Annotated in this window: 14 protein-coding genes; 4 read left to right on the forward strand and 10 right to left on the reverse strand. The window is 35.3% G+C overall.

Features of this window, described 5'->3' with window-relative positions; all coding sequences use genetic code 11:
* Positions 1 to 117 precede the first annotated feature (117 nt).
* The 7 genes from lpdA to BZG02_RS04840 all read right to left on the reverse strand — a co-directional run bounded on the left by lpdA (position 118) and on the right by BZG02_RS04840 (position 7,855).
* The gene (gene lpdA, locus BZG02_RS04810) at positions 118 to 1,512 is read right to left on the reverse strand and encodes a dihydrolipoyl dehydrogenase (RefSeq protein WP_101260255.1); all 1,395 of its coding nucleotides are present in this window, start codon (positions 1,510 to 1,512) and stop codon (positions 118 to 120) included.
* An 82-nt stretch (positions 1,513 to 1,594) separates the two neighbouring features.
* Positions 1,595 to 2,440, reverse strand: a complete 846-nt coding sequence (locus tag BZG02_RS04815) for a metal ABC transporter permease (protein ID WP_101260256.1) — start codon at positions 2,438 to 2,440, stop codon at positions 1,595 to 1,597.
* Between the two features lie 3 nt (positions 2,441 to 2,443).
* Entirely contained in the window at positions 2,444 to 3,184 is a 741-nt protein-coding gene (locus BZG02_RS04820; RefSeq protein ID WP_101260257.1) for a metal ABC transporter ATP-binding protein, read from the reverse strand.
* Positions 3,185 to 3,195: 11 nt separating this feature from the next.
* Complete coding sequence (locus tag BZG02_RS04825) at positions 3,196 to 4,059, reverse strand: metal ABC transporter solute-binding protein, Zn/Mn family (RefSeq protein WP_101260258.1); 864 nt, start codon at positions 4,057 to 4,059, stop codon at positions 3,196 to 3,198.
* Positions 4,060 to 4,286: 227 nt separating this feature from the next.
* Entirely contained in the window at positions 4,287 to 5,381 is a 1,095-nt protein-coding gene (locus BZG02_RS04830) for a TlpA disulfide reductase family protein (protein ID WP_101260259.1), read from the reverse strand.
* Between the two features lie 93 nt (positions 5,382 to 5,474).
* Entirely contained in the window at positions 5,475 to 6,602 is a 1,128-nt protein-coding gene (gene meaB, locus BZG02_RS04835) for a methylmalonyl Co-A mutase-associated GTPase MeaB (RefSeq protein ID WP_101260260.1), read from the reverse strand.
* 152 nt (positions 6,603 to 6,754) lie between these two features.
* A complete protein-coding gene (locus BZG02_RS04840; protein WP_101260261.1) occupies positions 6,755 to 7,855 on the reverse strand; it encodes a DUF1573 domain-containing protein in 1,101 nt (366 codons plus the stop codon).
* Between the two features lie 467 nt (positions 7,856 to 8,322).
* On the opposite strand from BZG02_RS04840, the gene BZG02_RS04845 reads away from it, so the two are divergent.
* Together BZG02_RS04845 and BZG02_RS04850 are read left to right on the forward strand one after the other, a co-directional pair.
* Entirely contained in the window at positions 8,323 to 9,504 is a 1,182-nt protein-coding gene (locus BZG02_RS04845; protein WP_101260262.1) for a M20 metallopeptidase family protein, read from the forward strand.
* Between the two features lie 201 nt (positions 9,505 to 9,705).
* The gene (locus BZG02_RS04850) at positions 9,706 to 9,876 is read left to right on the forward strand and encodes a DUF362 domain-containing protein (RefSeq protein ID WP_096429549.1); all 171 of its coding nucleotides are present in this window, start codon (positions 9,706 to 9,708) and stop codon (positions 9,874 to 9,876) included.
* 48 nt (positions 9,877 to 9,924) lie between these two features.
* On the opposite strand, the gene BZG02_RS04855 is transcribed toward BZG02_RS04850, so the two are convergent.
* The 3 genes from BZG02_RS04855 to gldB are packed head-to-tail and all read right to left on the reverse strand — an operon-like array spanning position 9,925 to position 12,294.
* Positions 9,925 to 10,482: a 5-formyltetrahydrofolate cyclo-ligase gene (locus tag BZG02_RS04855; protein WP_101260263.1), complete on the reverse strand. Its 558-nt coding sequence runs from the start codon at positions 10,480 to 10,482 to the stop codon at positions 9,925 to 9,927.
* Positions 10,483 to 10,491: 9 nt separating this feature from the next.
* On the reverse strand, positions 10,492 to 11,265 hold the full coding sequence (locus tag BZG02_RS04860; RefSeq protein ID WP_101260264.1) for a nitrilase-related carbon-nitrogen hydrolase: 774 nt from the start codon (positions 11,263 to 11,265) through the stop codon (positions 10,492 to 10,494).
* A gap of 15 nt (positions 11,266 to 11,280) precedes the next feature.
* Positions 11,281 to 12,294, reverse strand: a complete 1,014-nt coding sequence (gene gldB, locus BZG02_RS04865) for a gliding motility lipoprotein GldB (protein ID WP_101260265.1) — start codon at positions 12,292 to 12,294, stop codon at positions 11,281 to 11,283.
* 301 nt (positions 12,295 to 12,595) lie between these two features.
* Between gldB and BZG02_RS04870 the strand changes: the two genes are divergently transcribed.
* Both BZG02_RS04870 and BZG02_RS04875 read left to right on the forward strand, forming a co-directional pair.
* On the forward strand, positions 12,596 to 14,242 hold the full coding sequence (locus BZG02_RS04870; protein ID WP_101260266.1) for an NAD+ synthase: 1,647 nt from the start codon (positions 12,596 to 12,598) through the stop codon (positions 14,240 to 14,242).
* Positions 14,243 to 14,398: 156 nt separating this feature from the next.
* Positions 14,399 to 15,115: a Crp/Fnr family transcriptional regulator gene (locus BZG02_RS04875; RefSeq protein ID WP_101260267.1), complete on the forward strand. Its 717-nt coding sequence runs from the start codon at positions 14,399 to 14,401 to the stop codon at positions 15,113 to 15,115.
* Positions 15,116 to 15,217: the final 102 nt, after the last annotated feature.

Here is a 15,217-nt window from a genome sequence, read left to right on the forward strand (position 1 = left end):
TTTTGAATATTTCCTACAAACTTAAAAAAACAGATCTAAAAACACGCCTAATTCCATGAGAAAAGCCACCCTTCAAACTGAAGGATGGCTTTTTATCTTGCATTAATTTCGAATCTTTTAAATATGTATCACCTCATCGTAAGCAGCAGCTGCGGCTTCCATAATCGCTTCCGACATGGTTGGATGTGGATGAATAGCCTTAATTAACTCATGACCTGTAGTTTCCAGTTTACGAGCAGTAACTAATTCTGCAATCATTTCGGTTACATTAGCACCCACCATATGAGCTCCAAGTAATTCGCCGTATTTCGCATCAAATATTAGCTTCACAAATCCTTCGTTTGCGCCAGCAGCACTAGCTTTTCCCGAGGCTGAGAAAGGGAATTTACCAACTTTCAACTCGTATCCAGCTTCTTTGGCAGCTTTTTCTGTCATCCCCATCGAAGCAACTTCAGGAATGGTATAAGTACATCCAGGAATGCTTGTATAATCAATCGGTTCCACCTTCATTCCTGCAATTTTCTCTACACAGCAAATACCTTCGGCCGAAGCAACGTGAGCCAAAGCAGGACCTTTAATAATATCGCCAATTGCATAAACACCTTCGATATTTGTTCTAAAGTAATCATCAACAAGAACTCTACCATTTTCAGTAGTCACTCCTACTTCCTCTAAACCAATATTTTCGGTATTCGGCGCAATTCCAACTGCTGAAAGTACAATTTCGCACTCGTGCACTTCAATTTCGCCCTTCTTATTTTTAATATTCACTTTTAAATTGCCATCCGATCCTTCTACCGATTCCACAGTAGAATTAGTCATGACTTTAATTTTATTCTTTTTGAAACTACGTCCCATTTGTTTCGAAACCTCTTCGTCTTCCACAGGAAGAATTTCTGGCAGGAACTCCACCAAAGTTACCTTAGTACCCATGGTAGAATAGAAGTAAGCAAACTCCGACCCAATTGCTCCAGAACCAACTACAATCATCGATTCAGGCAGTTTCTCTAAAGTTAAAGCTTTGCGGTATCCAATAATATTTTTTCCATCCTGAGGAAGATTTGGCAATTCACGGGAACGTGCTCCTGTTGCCAAAATGATATGTTTTGCTTCATGATTGGATTTACTTCCATCTTCCGCAGTTACTTCCACCGTTTTGTTACCTACTAATTTTCCAAAACCATTAATTACCTCAATTTTGTTCTTTTTAAGTAGGTATTGAATACCACCACTCATTTTTTCAGCAACACCACGACTACGTGCTACTACTTTTTCAAAATCAGGTTTAACCTCTCCTTCCACAGTTAAGCCATAATCTCCGGCATGCTTCATATATTCGAAAACCTGAGCTGACTTCAGCAAAGATTTGGTAGGAATACAACCCCAGTTCAAACAAATTCCACCCAATTCGGCTCGTTCAACAACTGCAACATTCAAACCCAATTGTGAAGCGCGAATGGCGGCTACGTAACCACCAGGACCGCTTCCTACTACTATTAAATCGTAACTCATTTTTATTTTGTTGTTTATGTTAGTACAATTTTCGTTTTACTAATTTATGTTTTCTTTTTTTAATACGGATCTTTTTTCGGCTTCAATTATTGGAAACAACACTTTTACGTTTTACCGAAAGCCTTACTAGCTGAACCAATTTAGCCAGCACAAACAAAATTACAAAAGCAAAAATAATAGTTGCTCCTGATGGTGCATTAATACGATAAGAAACCAACAAACCAATAAATGATCCTAAAATACCAAAAGCTATCGATCCGAAAATCATTTTCTTAAAATCGTTCGTAAACATATTGGCTATGGTTTGTGGAATCGTCAAAAACGATATCACCAGAATAATTCCAACCACTCTGATATTTAAAACAATGGCCAAAGCCACCAATGCTATCAGTAAATAATTTAGAAACTGAACCGGAGCTTTTTGGGTTCTTGCAAATTCCTCATCGAAAGCAACAAACAAAATAGGTCGCAACAGAAAAGAAAAAACAGCAATTGTAAATAGGCATAAACCCAACAAAAGGTATAAATCCAATGCTCCCACCGTTAAAATATTTCCAAATAAAAAACTCATTAAATTGGGTGCATAACCAGGAGTCATGTAAATAAAAATGATTCCCAAAGCCATCCCAAAAGCCCACAAAATTCCAATAACAGAATCTTGTCTCACGTCGGTTTTTTTCGAAATCCATTCAATTCCTAAGGCCGACAAAACACCAAAAACAGCTGCTCCAAATACTGGATTTAAGCCTAAATACCAAGCCAATCCAATTCCTCCAAAAGAGGCGTGTGTAATTCCTCCACTAATAAAAACAATTCGTCGGGCAACAATGTAAGAACCAATAATTCCACACGAAATACTTGCCAAAATTGCAGCCCCTACTGCATTTAGAAAGAAATTATATTGAAATAATTCAAACAGATCGTTCATATTTTATTTATGTTGCTTTAGTACTCGGTGAGGAACTTCTCCATGTGTAATTAAATCAATCGGACAATTATACGCTTTCAATTGTTCCTGCGAAATCACATTCGAATCGTGATAACAAAGTGTTTTGTTTACGCAAGCAATTGATTTCACATGCGAACATATTGTTCCAACATCATGCGATACAACAATAATCGCCATATGTGAATTTAATTGATGAAGAATTTCATACAATTCTCCTTCAAAATTACTATCAACATAAGTATCCGGTTCATCCAAAATCAATAACTGAGGATCCGAAATAATCGCCCTACACAAAAATACCCGTTGCATTTGTCCGCCAGACAACTCTCCAATATTTTTATTCTTCAAATGAATAATTCCCATTTGAGTCATTAATTCCTCTGCGCGTTGCTTATTATCACTATTATATCTTCCAAATATCTTTTTATGAGACATTAATCCTGAAAGAACCACCTCTTTAACAGAAATTGGAAATTTCTTATCAATTTGATTTATTTGTGGCAAATAGCCAATATTACAACGCTCACTTCCATCAGGAGATATTTCACCCTCCATCGGCTTTAAAATACCCAAAATTACTTTTAAAAGTGTTGTTTTACCACCTCCATTAGGACCAATGATCCCAAGGAAATCATTTTCCTTCACCATCAAATTCACTCCTTTCAATACGACTTTTTCCTCGTATCCTGCCGTTAGTGATTTTAATTCCAGAATTTTTCTCATTACCGCCAATTTCAGTTTTTAAGGATATGAATAATTCGTTTCATTTCCGTTAGCCAATCTTCAGCCAAGGGATCAATCACAACAACTTCTCCATCAATTTCGGCAACAATTGCTTTTGCATTCTCAACATTAAATTGTTTCTGAACAAAAACTTGTTTTATTTCCAACCGCTTCGCCTCCTCAATTAACTGTTTCATATAAGTTGGCGATGGCTCTTTCCCATCTACTTCAACAGCTATTTGTCTTAAATTATAATCTCTTGCCAAATAGGTTAAAGCTGGGTGAAAAATCATAAACGACTTTCCTTGTTTTCTCTTCAATGAAAATTCTGCAAGATTATCTAATTCATCTATTTCAGAAATAAATTGCTGATAATTTTTCTCATAAATATCCTTTTTCTCAGGAGCCATTTTAATTAGTTCCTGATACAAATTCGCACTAAGGATTTTTACTGATTTAAGCGATGACCAGATATGAGGATCAATTCCTCCTTCATGAAAATGATCGCCATGCTTCTCCTGACCCTTAATTAATTCAACACCTTTCGAAAGATCAACATCCTTAATATTATCAGCTCCTTCCAACAAATTACCCAGCCAAACGGTTTCGAAAGGAATGTTTCCAATTCTAAAATAGGCAACAGATTTAGCTACATCTGTCATTTGATTTGGCGTTGGCTCATAAGTTTCAGGACTAGCTCCAGGAGGTATCAATACGTTTACCTTAAAGTCATCACCAGCAATTCGCTCAATAAAATATTTCTGAGGCAATATACTAACGGATATTAAATTGGGTTCCTTCTCAATTTTACCTGATTGACAAGACATTATTATACTTGCAAGAAACACCAGAATTAATTTATTTATTACGTTCATTTATTCTGTTTGAATTGTTGTTTTTATTTAGATCTACTTTAAATAACAAAAGTAGATGTTTTTTTGTTTTTACAAAGATTTTCCTCTTTAAATTTCATTAGATAGCCCCTCGTGATTTGAATAAATTTAGAATATGAATTTAATGAAAACCAAGTCATTTAACAAAAAAAGACCCGAAAGATAAATTTAATTATCTCTCGGGTCAAAATATTTTTATATGCTAAGAATTACTGAATCAATTTTTCGATAGCAGCTTTTAATTCTTCACCTCTTAAATTTTTTGCAATAATTACGCCATTTTGATCTAAAATAACAGTAGCAGGAATTCCGTTAACACCATATAATTTAGCTGCGGAAGAACCCCAACCTTTTAAATCAGAAACATGATTCCAAACCAAACCATCGTCTTCAATTGCTTTTAACCATTTTTCTTCACTCTCATCTAAAGATACACCTAAAATCTCAACCCCTTTAGGGTGAAGCTCTTCATACATCTTAACTACATTAGGATTTTCTCTTCTACAAGGACCACACCATGATGCCCAAAAGTCAATCACTACCACTTTACCTTTAAAAGAAGATAAACTAAGTGGAGCTCCTTCGGTGGTATTCAATGTAAAATCAGGAGCAGGTTGTCCAATTGCAACTTTCTTCAATACTTCTATCTTTTCCTTAATTAAAGTAGCATAAGACGATGCAAGTGCATTTTCGCTCAGTAAAGCATAAACTTCTTCCATTTCTGCAACTTCAAGAGAAGATGTAATTTGATAAGCAAGAAATGCTGCAGCAGGAGTAGCTCCATTCAATTTTACAAATTCTTTACTTGCAATAAGCTTATCTGCTTCCGATTTATTGAATTCAGCTTCGATAGAATCCATAACAACTTGATTCTTTTCTTCACCTGCTTTTTGATATTCAGCATATAAAGCTTGTTGTTTTTCTTGAAATCCTTTCTGTATATCTCCGAAGCCTCCTAAAATATCTTGATTTGCAGAACCAAGCACCTTAGCTTCTCTTAAGTTTTCAACATTTGCATCAACAGTGATAATAGAATTTTCTAGAAATACCTGAATTGCGCCTCCCTGACCATCTAATTGAATGTAATAGAGATCTGGACTTGCAACAGTTCCTTGAAAAGTAAAACCTGTAGCCGTCATTTCAGTAGAATCGGTTTTTACCAATTTATTATCCTGAAGTTTAGAAAGGAAAACTTTTCCTTCCGTTACACCTTCTACTTTTCCAGTTAATTTGTACTCTTCTTTAGAAGTACAAGCGCCTAAAAAAAGGCCAATCGCTGCTGTTGCGATAAAAAGTTTTTTCATGTGATTAAGTATTTTGATCTATATTTTTTACTAAACACTAAAACTAGCAAATAAAACCATGCGAAAGAAAAGTTTTCGATAAACAATGCGTTTTTACTCTTTATTTTTCACATCACTAAAATAAGCATCCAGCAACTTGTGTGCTGCAACAAACGAACTCATCTCATCATTTAAAACTTTTGTTTCAAAATCGGGAATTTGTCCTTTTATTACATCCAAATGATAAAAGCGATCACGTAATTGCTCATTAATAGTCTCATACATCCAATATTTCGCCTGCTCGCGTCTTCGTCTGTCAAAATATCCATTTTGCTGTGTATGACTACAATAATCTAAAATATTATCCCAAATAGAATCGATACCAGTTTTTTCTAAAGACGAACAAGTAAGTACTTTAGGAATCCATCCAGATGGTGATTCCGGAAACAGGTGCAATGCATTTTGGAATTGAACCCTTGCCAATTGAGCCTTATGAATATTATTTCCATCGGCTTTATTAATACTAATTGCATCGGCCATTTCCATAATACCTCGTTTAATTCCCTGTAACTCATCACCTGCACCGGCAATTTTAATCAGTAAAAAGAAATCTACCATTGAATGTACAGCTGTTTCCGATTGACCAACACCAACTGTTTCAATTAAAATTGTATCGAAACCAGCAGCTTCGCACAGAATTAAACTTTCGCGAGTTTTACGCGCAACTCCACCCAAAGATCCTGCCGATGGTGAAGGTCGAATGTAAGCCTTTGGGTCCACTGCCAATTCCTCCATTCGTGTTTTATCGCCGAGAATACTTCCCTTACTTCTTTCACTACTTGGGTCGATTGCCAATACCGCCAATTTATGTCCTTGTCCGGTTACATGTTTTCCAAATGCCTCAATAAACGTACTTTTACCAGCACCTGGTACTCCAGTAATTCCAATTCGAACCGATTTTCCCGAATAAGGCAAACACTTTTCAATAATATCTTGCGCTATCAATTGGTGCTCAGGCTTTGAACTTTCGGTTAGAGTAATTGCTTGACTTAAAATACCAATATTTCCCGCTAATATTCCCGCAACATAATCTGCTACCGAATATGTTTTCCGCTTATTTAATTTTAGTCTATCAGCAATTTTTGGATTAATAGACGGTGGTTTACTTATTCCTGAATTCACTTTTAGCGCCTTATAATCAGGAGCATTTTCGATATGGTCTCTTTTATTTTTATCTGTCATGACAAGAATTTTCCATTTAGTACTACATGCGAAGTTATAAATTTACCGTGTAAAGACTTAGTAAACATCGCGAAATCTGTACATGTTTGTTAGCAACAAAAAAGGCTTTCCCTTGTGGAAAAGCCTTTGGTATCTTAATATTCAAATTTCGTTTAATTAGTTTTAGGCATCACAACGTTTCCCGAAACACGAAGTTTTACTTCTGAATCAACAGGGTCGTTAGTGATTACAGTAATCATTTTATTCTGACGACCTCTTTTTCCTCTTGAATTAAATACTACTTTAATTTCCGATGCTTCACCAGCTTTTATAATCTTAGTGCTTGGTGCAATTGCTGTACATCCACATGATGCTTTGGTTTTTCTGATAATTAAATCAGATTTTCCCAAATTTTTCATTGTAAAAGTATATTCAGCATTTTCGCCTTGAGTTATCTCCCCAAAATCAAATACATCATTCACGAATTCAACTTTAGGAGAATTTGCCAATTCTGTTTTCGATAAACTAGAAAAGTCTTCCACCAAATTGGCACTAACAGTAAGGCGGTTGCCCGATTTAAATTCCTGATTTACTAAAACATCTAAATAATCAATCACAAATCCCCAATCGTTCTTTTTACTGGCATCGTAAGTTGCTACAATTTGTCCTTTTTGTTTTGGTTGTAAATTTTCAGGAACCATTTTTAACGATAAATGAGCTGGTACTCGTTTAAAACCAATACTAATTGGCTGATCGCTATCATTATAAACATCCATTGTGGCTTCTTTCACATCTGTATTTTTCACTTTTGTGAAAGAAAGATGGTTATTTTGCAAACGCAAACCATTCATTTCCCGTGGATACAAATCAGCCACCGTTTTCTCTCTGGCAATAACGGTACCACTAATTCTTAAAATAGTAATTGCAGGATTAGTATTTGCTGTTATTGTAATCGACTTATTGAAAGGACCCGGACGATTTTTAGGATCATAGGTTGCTTTCACAAAACCTTTTTGTCCTGGTGCAATTGGTTGCTTACTCCATTCCGGAGAAGTACATCCACACGAAGATCGTACCTGATTAATAATTACCGGTTGACTTCCGGTGTTAATAAATTCGAACGAGTAAGATGTTAATCCATCCTCTTCCTTAAAAGTCTTGAAATCGTACTCCTTTGAATCAAATTTCATTACTGGTGCAGTATCTTGAGCAGACACAGAAAATGTGCTTCCTAAAATAGCTACTACCAACAAATAAAATACTTTTCTACTCATAACAATTAATTATTTTAATTACGGTGATTTTGTTTAATACGCTAAACAAATTAAAGAGTTCTATAAATTCTTGAAAATTTAGACGAACAAACAAAATTAACTATTTTTTACGAAAAGAAAACCTAAATATCGTTAAATAGTTGTTAAGGGAATTCCCTGACAATCATAACGTATTTTCAATATCCCAGCCTATCTTTATGCGTACTTAAACCATCAAGAGCCTCTTTTTAATGTATCGAAACAAAAACCGAACCAAATAATTTTATTTGAAATTATTGACCTTCAAAAAAGGATAATTTGCTATCTGTAATAAGTATTTAGTAGATTTGTTTGTAATTAAAGTCTACTTTTAAAATTAGAAAATTATTCCCTTTAATTCGAATTAGCCAAAATAAGAGAACTTCGTGCAAGCATATATTTTTTTTGAGAATACATGCAATTAAAACGAAATAAACGATTCACCACAAATGACAAATCTAAAAACAAAAATACTCGCATTTTCAGATCAGATTAATGCAGAAATAAAAGAAATAAGAGCTCACTTACACAGGCATCCCGAACTTTCTTTTCAAGAATTTGAAACCTCAAAATTCATTCAGAATTATTTGAACGAATTAGGAATTCCTTTTCAATCGGGCTTTGTTAAAACCGGTATTGTAGGAAAAATTGAAGGCAAAAACCCTTCTAAAAAAGTTATTGCGCTTCGTTCCGATATGGATGCCCTCCCTATCTCCGAAAATAAAAACAACAAGTATTGTTCTACCAACGAAGGTGTAATGCATGCCTGCGGACACGATATGCACATGGCAGGCTTATTAGGAACAGCTAAAATATTAACCGAATTTAAAAATGAATGGGAAGGTACCGTTTTATTAATTTTTCAGCCTGGAGAAGAGTTATTACCTGGAGGTGCCAAATTAATGATGGAGGAAGGTGCTTTAAACCCTGAACCAGAATGGATACTTGGCCAGCACGTTTTACCAGATATGCCAGCAGGAACTGTTGGATTCCGATCGGGAATGTATATGGCCTCTGGTGATGAGATATATCTTACCGTAAAAGGCAAAGGCGGACATGCTGCAATGCCACACAAGTGTACCGATACTGTTCTTGTTGCTTCCCACATAATCGTTGCATTACAACAAATTGTTAGCCGACATTGCGATGCACGAATTCCTACAGTGCTTTCGTTTGGAAAAATGATTGCTAACGGAGCTACAAACATCATTCCCGACGAAGTAAAAATTGAAGGAACCTTTCGCACTATGAATGAAGAATGGAGAGCGAAGGCCAAACAATTGATCACCGACATTGCACAAACAACAGCTAAAGGAATGGGTGCAAGTTGCGAAGTAGATATTCGTCACGGCTATCCTTTTTTAGTGAACGATGAAAATAGTACCCAAGAAGCTAAAAAAAATGCGATCGATTTATTGGGCAAAGATAAAGTGGTAGATATGGATATTCGAATGACCACCGAAGATTTTGGTTTCTACTCTCAAAAATATCCGGTTACATTTTACCGTTTTGGAGTACAATCGGATAAAAATGGTTCTTTACACACTTCCTCTTTCGAAGCAAATGATAATTCTTTAAATACATGCATGACCACAATGGCCTATTTGGCAATTAGCTATCTGAACAAGTAGTTGCTCTAAGCATCTAAAACCAACGATTTAAACACATTACCATTATTTATTCTGCCTCATTAAAAATCTAATTTTTACTTGTAAGGCGTCTTGTTCATTATTTAATCTGTTTCAAAATAATATATTTATAGTCGATTTTCTTTCTCCATTAAAAATATGATATTACATTTGTCACAGTATTAACATTAAAATTTAAAGAAAATGGCTTACGTAATTAACGACGACTGTATTTCTTGCGGTTCTTGTGAAGGGGAATGTCCTGTTGAGGCAATTTCTATGGGTGATGAGCATTATGTAATTGACGCTGATCTTTGTACTGATTGTGGTACTTGCGTTGACGCTTGTCCTGTGGAAGCTATTCACGCAGAATAATCGTAATTTAGCGATATTTAAAAGCCAGTGAGAGAATCACTGGCTTTTTTATTGGAATACAATTTCATCCATTTTAATATCATGCTCATCAATGGGTACATGATCTAAAACCTGAAAATCGAAACAAATTCCTATTTTAAAAGCACTTAGCGACTGTAATAATCTATCGTAATAAGCTTTTCCTCTGCCCATTCTGTTCTTTTCTCGATCGAAAGCAATTCCTGGAATCAGAATCAATTCAATTTCATCCTCTTGCATAAATACAGATCCTTCAGGTTCTGGTATTCCATAATGTTCTCCTTCAATCAGATTATCTATTCCTTCGAATAATTTTAGATCTAAGGTTTCTCCTTTTACACTCGGCAAAATCACTCTTTTCTCCTTGGCCCATTTGCAAACAAAATCGTGCGTGTAAACTTCGTCCCTCATCGACCAATAGAGCATAATGGTTTTGGCTTCGATAAATTCTGGGAGTTGTTCTAAGCTTTTCAAAATAGGAACACTCAACTTTTTTTTCTGCTCCAAAGAATAGTTTTGCTTCACAACTCTAATCTCCTTTCGAATTCGCCTTTTTTCAGCTTCAATACTTTGTTTTGACACATTCATTGTTCCTACTTATTCATAAATATCAGTTCTTCTGTCCTTAAAAACATCATTTTTCGGAGTTATCATTTTGTCTCTGGCCATTTCTGGATCTATATCGACAAACAAAATTGTCTCCGACTCTCCCGCCTCTGCCAAAACCTCGCCTTTAGGATTCACAAATATAGATTGCCCTGTGAAAGAGAGGTCCTTTTCTGTTCCTATTCGATTTGCTGTCGCAATAAAAATTCGATTTACCAGAGCATAGGAAGGAATTACCGATTGAGCATAAGGCAATACCAAATTTGAAGGATGAAGAATTATATCAACTCCCTGCAAGGCTAATTTACGCCAAACTTCTGGAAACATCCAATCGAAACAAACTAACATTCCTATTTTAACCTCATCAACAGTAAAAACAGGAAGTCCCAAATTTCCTTTCTCGAAAATATTTTTTTCATTCATGAACAAATGAAGCTTTCGATACGAACCAATTACTCCTTTTTTATTCAATAAAACAGCCGAATTATATAGCAAATCACCTTCCCGCTCCAAAAAACCAGTAGCCACTGTAAAATTATATTGCTGACAGGCTTCCTTTATAAACTCAAGAAAAACACTATTACCAACGGTCTCTGAAAGTGCGAAAGCCTCCTCTTTCGAATGAAAATTATAACCAGTATTTGTCAATTCCGGCAATACGAGTAAATCGGCATCTTTAGCCTTGTGAAGCAGGGCCTTTAGAAAATTCATCGTTGCTTCTAAATCACCAAAAACCGGAGCAAATTGAATCAAAGCTATTTTCATCTGTTTTTAGGTTTTTTATGGCTGATAAGCAGATTCACGCAAAATAACAGCATAATCATTTTCGGTCATCAGTTGCTTAAGTGTGATCTCCTGATGTGTTGCCATATATTCTTTAACAATCTGTAATCCAATCCAAATACCAGTTCTCGAAGGTGATTCCTGTGGCATTCCAGGAGTAAACGGCCCATCGTTAATGTATTTAATAACCGTGCGATATTCGCTGATAAACAAATGCTTTTGTTCGATAATATATCCCCACATTAACTCGTCATTCTCCTTGCACCATTCCAATTCCTCCTGCGAATATTTCATTACATCTGCCTCGTTTTTTTCGGGCATCATCGCTTGTAAAAAGTATCTTATTTTTCCCTGATAAATCATATTACTGATTAAATCATCTTTTAAAGGAGTAAACGGAAATTCCGTTAACGCATAAGCAAGTACAACATCCTGAACAATTCTTTCTGGAATCATATTTTTTCTGGCATACATCGGTGTTCCCAAGTAGGAATAAAACACGCAATCTTTTCCCAAATACTTATCCAAGCTTATCCCAATTAAATTTGGCGCAACCACAATAGATTGATTAAAACCTGAAATTTGAGAATAACAATTCGGAATCGTTTTTTCGGGAAAATAGTACTTCAAATACTTAAATGCTTGCTCCAAATCCTTCTCCTCTTTTTCAAGATTCGGAAATTTTTCAGCAACACTATCGGCAACCTGACTCATAGTTGAATCGGATAAAAACTGATTCAAATACATCATGTAATCAGGATCATTTGCATCGCCTAAAGCAATCACTTTGTTGCTATACAATTGCAATACCTCAGGATATCGCTTTCGCAGTTGATTTAAATCAGAATCCTGTTTTACAGCAAAGAGCTCCTTCTCGAAACGTTGAATTTTCACGTCCAGTTCCATATTAGAAACATCCGGACTTTTAGTGCCAGATTTACAGGAAAAAAGAAAAACAAATAGTAAGATTAAAAAAAAACTGCCTGTATTTTTATACGAATACCACTTCATGTTTGTGAATTAATAAGTAGGTGATTGTTCTTGTGATTCCCAAAAATATTAAAAATAAGTTAAGTCGGGTTCAAAATTCAGTTTTTCCTTAAGTAGTCTTTTATTAAAACCTGGCTGCATTTAATTTCTTGCCAATTCATTTTTTGCAGATCGAAGGAATACCTATTCCATATTTTTATCACTAAATTTGCTCAGGCTGAAAATTTAAGACAGTTTCAAATATTCAATTATTAAAATGAGATGGCGGATTTACAGATCTTTCTTCTCCGCCTGAAAAATTTCTGGACTCATATTTTTAAAGATGAAAATAGCATTAGCACAATTAAACTATCATATCGGTAACTTCGAAAGCAATACCGACAAAATTATTTCTGCAATCGAAAAATCGCGCAAAGATGGTGTTGATTTGGTTCTTTTTTCGGAATTGGCAATTTGTGGATATCCGCCCAAAGATCTACTGGAACGCAAAGAATTTGTAGAGAAATCTAAATTAGCACTGGAAAAAGTAGCACAACATTGCATTGATATTGCAACTATTGTTGGAGGACCATCGGTAAATCCACATCCAAAAGGGAAAAACCTTTACAATTCGGCATATTTTATATCCAACGGAAAAATAGAGAGCATTCATAACAAAACGCTTCTACCAAATTACGATATTTTTGATGAATACCGTTACTTTGAACCCAATACTGAATTCTCGTTGGTGGAATTGAAAGGTAAAAAAATTGCCATTACCATTTGTGAAGATTTATGGGAGAAACAACCTGTAGACAATAATTTTGCAAAATCGGAATTGTATAATGTTTCGCCAATGGAAGAATTAAGCAAACTAAAACCCGATTTTGTTGTAAACATTGCAGCCTCTCCTTTCTCGTACAATCAGCAAGACTTACGAACAAATATTCTAAAAGCAACCTGCGAAAAGTATCAACTTCCTATTTTTTACGTGAATCAGATTGGTGCACATACCGAATTAATTTTTGATGGCGACTCGTTGGTTCTCAATTCGAAGGGAGAAGTAGCCAAACGATTAAATTATTTTGAGGAAGATTATCAAATTGTTAGTCTTAATGAAATTGAGAAGCAGAAAGCAGAAGCAAGAAATGTAGATTATATCGAAAAAATTCATGATGCTTTGGTTTTAGGTCTGAAAGACTATTTCGGAAAAATGGGATTCACCAAAACAACCCTTGGTTTATCGGGAGGGATTGATTCTGCAGTAACAGTAGTACTAGCAGAAAGAGCTCTTGGAAAAGAAAACGTAAGAGTTTTATTGATGCCATCGGAGTTTTCATCAGATCATTCGATTAAAGACGCCGTTGACTTAGCCGAAAATTTAGGCATTGCATATGATATTGTGCCAATTCAGGACATTTTTCAAGAATTTCAGAACTCTTTACGTCCAATTTTTGGCGACCTTCCTTTTAATGTTGCTGAAGAAAACATACAGGCTCGCGTAAGGGGGACACTAGTTATGGGCTTATCGAATAAGTTTGGACATATCCTATTAAATACCTCGAACAAAAGTGAATCGGCTGTTGGATACGGCACGTTATATGGCGATATGAACGGTGGTTTATCGGTATTAGGCGATGTTTATAAAACTGATGTTTTCAAACTAGCTTGGTTCATTAATAAAGACAAAGAGGTGATTCCTGAAAACTCTATTGTAAAACCACCATCGGCAGAATTACGTCCCGATCAAAAAGATTCGGATTCTTTACCAGATTACGATGTGTTAGACGGCATTTTATTTCGATATATAGAAAAAAATATGTCTTCGGAAGAAATTATTCAGGATGGTTTCGAAAAAATTACGGTGCAAAAAGTACTCCGATTAGTCAACATGAATGAATACAAAAGATTCCAGACTCCGCCTATTTTACGCGTTTCTTCGAAGGCTTTTGGCTTTGGTAGAAAAATACCCTTAGTAGCAAAACACTAATTAATGGGTATAAACACCTACATAATAGCATGTTGTCGAACATTACTTAAATAATGAATTATTTCTGCATTCGTTTTCTCATTTCATTTCATTTATATACTTTTGAAGTGTTTTAAAACATACAACGTATTTTAAATCCATATTCCACTTTAGTATATGATTGAGAACGATAGAAAATCCAGAGAGATTATTTGTGGGGAAGTAATTAACAATTCCAGTTCAGTATTTAATGTTCTTACTCCGTCTGAAAAAGAGGAGTTAATGGCAAACATGACCTGTTCTTTTTTTAAGAAGGGGGAATACATATACAAAGAAGGCGAAAGACCAATTGGACTTGTATGCTTGTCGGATGGAAAAGTGAAGATATTTAAGGAAGGCGTAGGCGGTCGTGAGCAAATTGTTCGAATGGCTAAACCTATTGGCTTTATAGGATACCGTGCCCTTTTTGCGGAAGAAAACAATATTGCTTCGGCTGTTGCCATTGAAGATTCGGTGACTTGTACGGTTAGCTACGAATTAATTCTGAAATTGATAAAATCTAATTCGGAACTTTCTTTGTGTATAATTCGTTCCCTATCTACCGAATTAGGATTTTCGAACAACCGAACCATCACGCTAACTCAAAAACATATTCGGGGAAGATTAGCTGAATCTTTGCTGTTTCTGCGCGATACTTATGGTTTTGAAGATGATGATGCAACCATAAAAGTTTATCTTTCGAGGGAAGATATTGCCAATTTATCGAACATGACTACTTCGAATGCAATTCGTACTCTTTCTACTTTTGCAAGTGAAGGTGTAATTTCTATTGATGGTCGGAAAATTAAGATATTAGATAAGGTGCGATTAGACCGGGTTAGTAAGCTTGGATAAAAGCTAAAACCAAAAAAATATAGAAGCCATCTCGTTAGGGATGGCTTTTTTCATGCATTAATAATTGCTTAGAGCAAGCACCGCTGAGCAAAAATTCGCAAC

Source organism: Labilibaculum filiforme, from assembly GCF_002843315.1.
GTDB classification, from domain to species: domain Bacteria; phylum Bacteroidota; class Bacteroidia; order Bacteroidales; family Marinifilaceae; genus Labilibaculum; species Labilibaculum filiforme.

Coding starts and splice junctions, on each gene's coding strand:
- lpdA (WP_101260255.1), bottom strand. CDS start 1,512: ATGAGTTACGATTTAATAGTAGTAGGAAGCGGTCCTGGTGGTTACGTA.
- BZG02_RS04815 (WP_101260256.1), bottom strand. CDS start 2,440: ATGAACGATCTGTTTGAATTATTTCAATATAATTTCTTTCTAAATGCA.
- BZG02_RS04820 (WP_101260257.1), bottom strand. CDS start 3,184: ATGAGAAAAATTCTGGAATTAAAATCACTAACGGCAGGATACGAGGAA.
- BZG02_RS04825 (WP_101260258.1), bottom strand. CDS start 4,059: ATGAACGTAATAAATAAATTAATTCTGGTGTTTCTTGCAAGTATAATA.
- BZG02_RS04830 (WP_101260259.1), bottom strand. CDS start 5,381: ATGAAAAAACTTTTTATCGCAACAGCAGCGATTGGCCTTTTTTTAGGC.
- meaB (WP_101260260.1), bottom strand. CDS start 6,602: ATGACAGATAAAAATAAAAGAGACCATATCGAAAATGCTCCTGATTAT.
- BZG02_RS04840 (WP_101260261.1), bottom strand. CDS start 7,855: ATGAGTAGAAAAGTATTTTATTTGTTGGTAGTAGCTATTTTAGGAAGC.
- BZG02_RS04845 (WP_101260262.1), top strand. CDS start 8,323: ATGACAAATCTAAAAACAAAAATACTCGCATTTTCAGATCAGATTAAT.
- BZG02_RS04850 (WP_096429549.1), top strand. CDS start 9,706: ATGGCTTACGTAATTAACGACGACTGTATTTCTTGCGGTTCTTGTGAA.
- BZG02_RS04855 (WP_101260263.1), bottom strand. CDS start 10,482: ATGAATGTGTCAAAACAAAGTATTGAAGCTGAAAAAAGGCGAATTCGA.
- BZG02_RS04860 (WP_101260264.1), bottom strand. CDS start 11,265: ATGAAAATAGCTTTGATTCAATTTGCTCCGGTTTTTGGTGATTTAGAA.
- gldB (WP_101260265.1), bottom strand. CDS start 12,294: ATGAAGTGGTATTCGTATAAAAATACAGGCAGTTTTTTTTTAATCTTA.
- BZG02_RS04870 (WP_101260266.1), top strand. CDS start 12,596: ATGAAAATAGCATTAGCACAATTAAACTATCATATCGGTAACTTCGAA.
- BZG02_RS04875 (WP_101260267.1), top strand. CDS start 14,399: ATGATTGAGAACGATAGAAAATCCAGAGAGATTATTTGTGGGGAAGTA.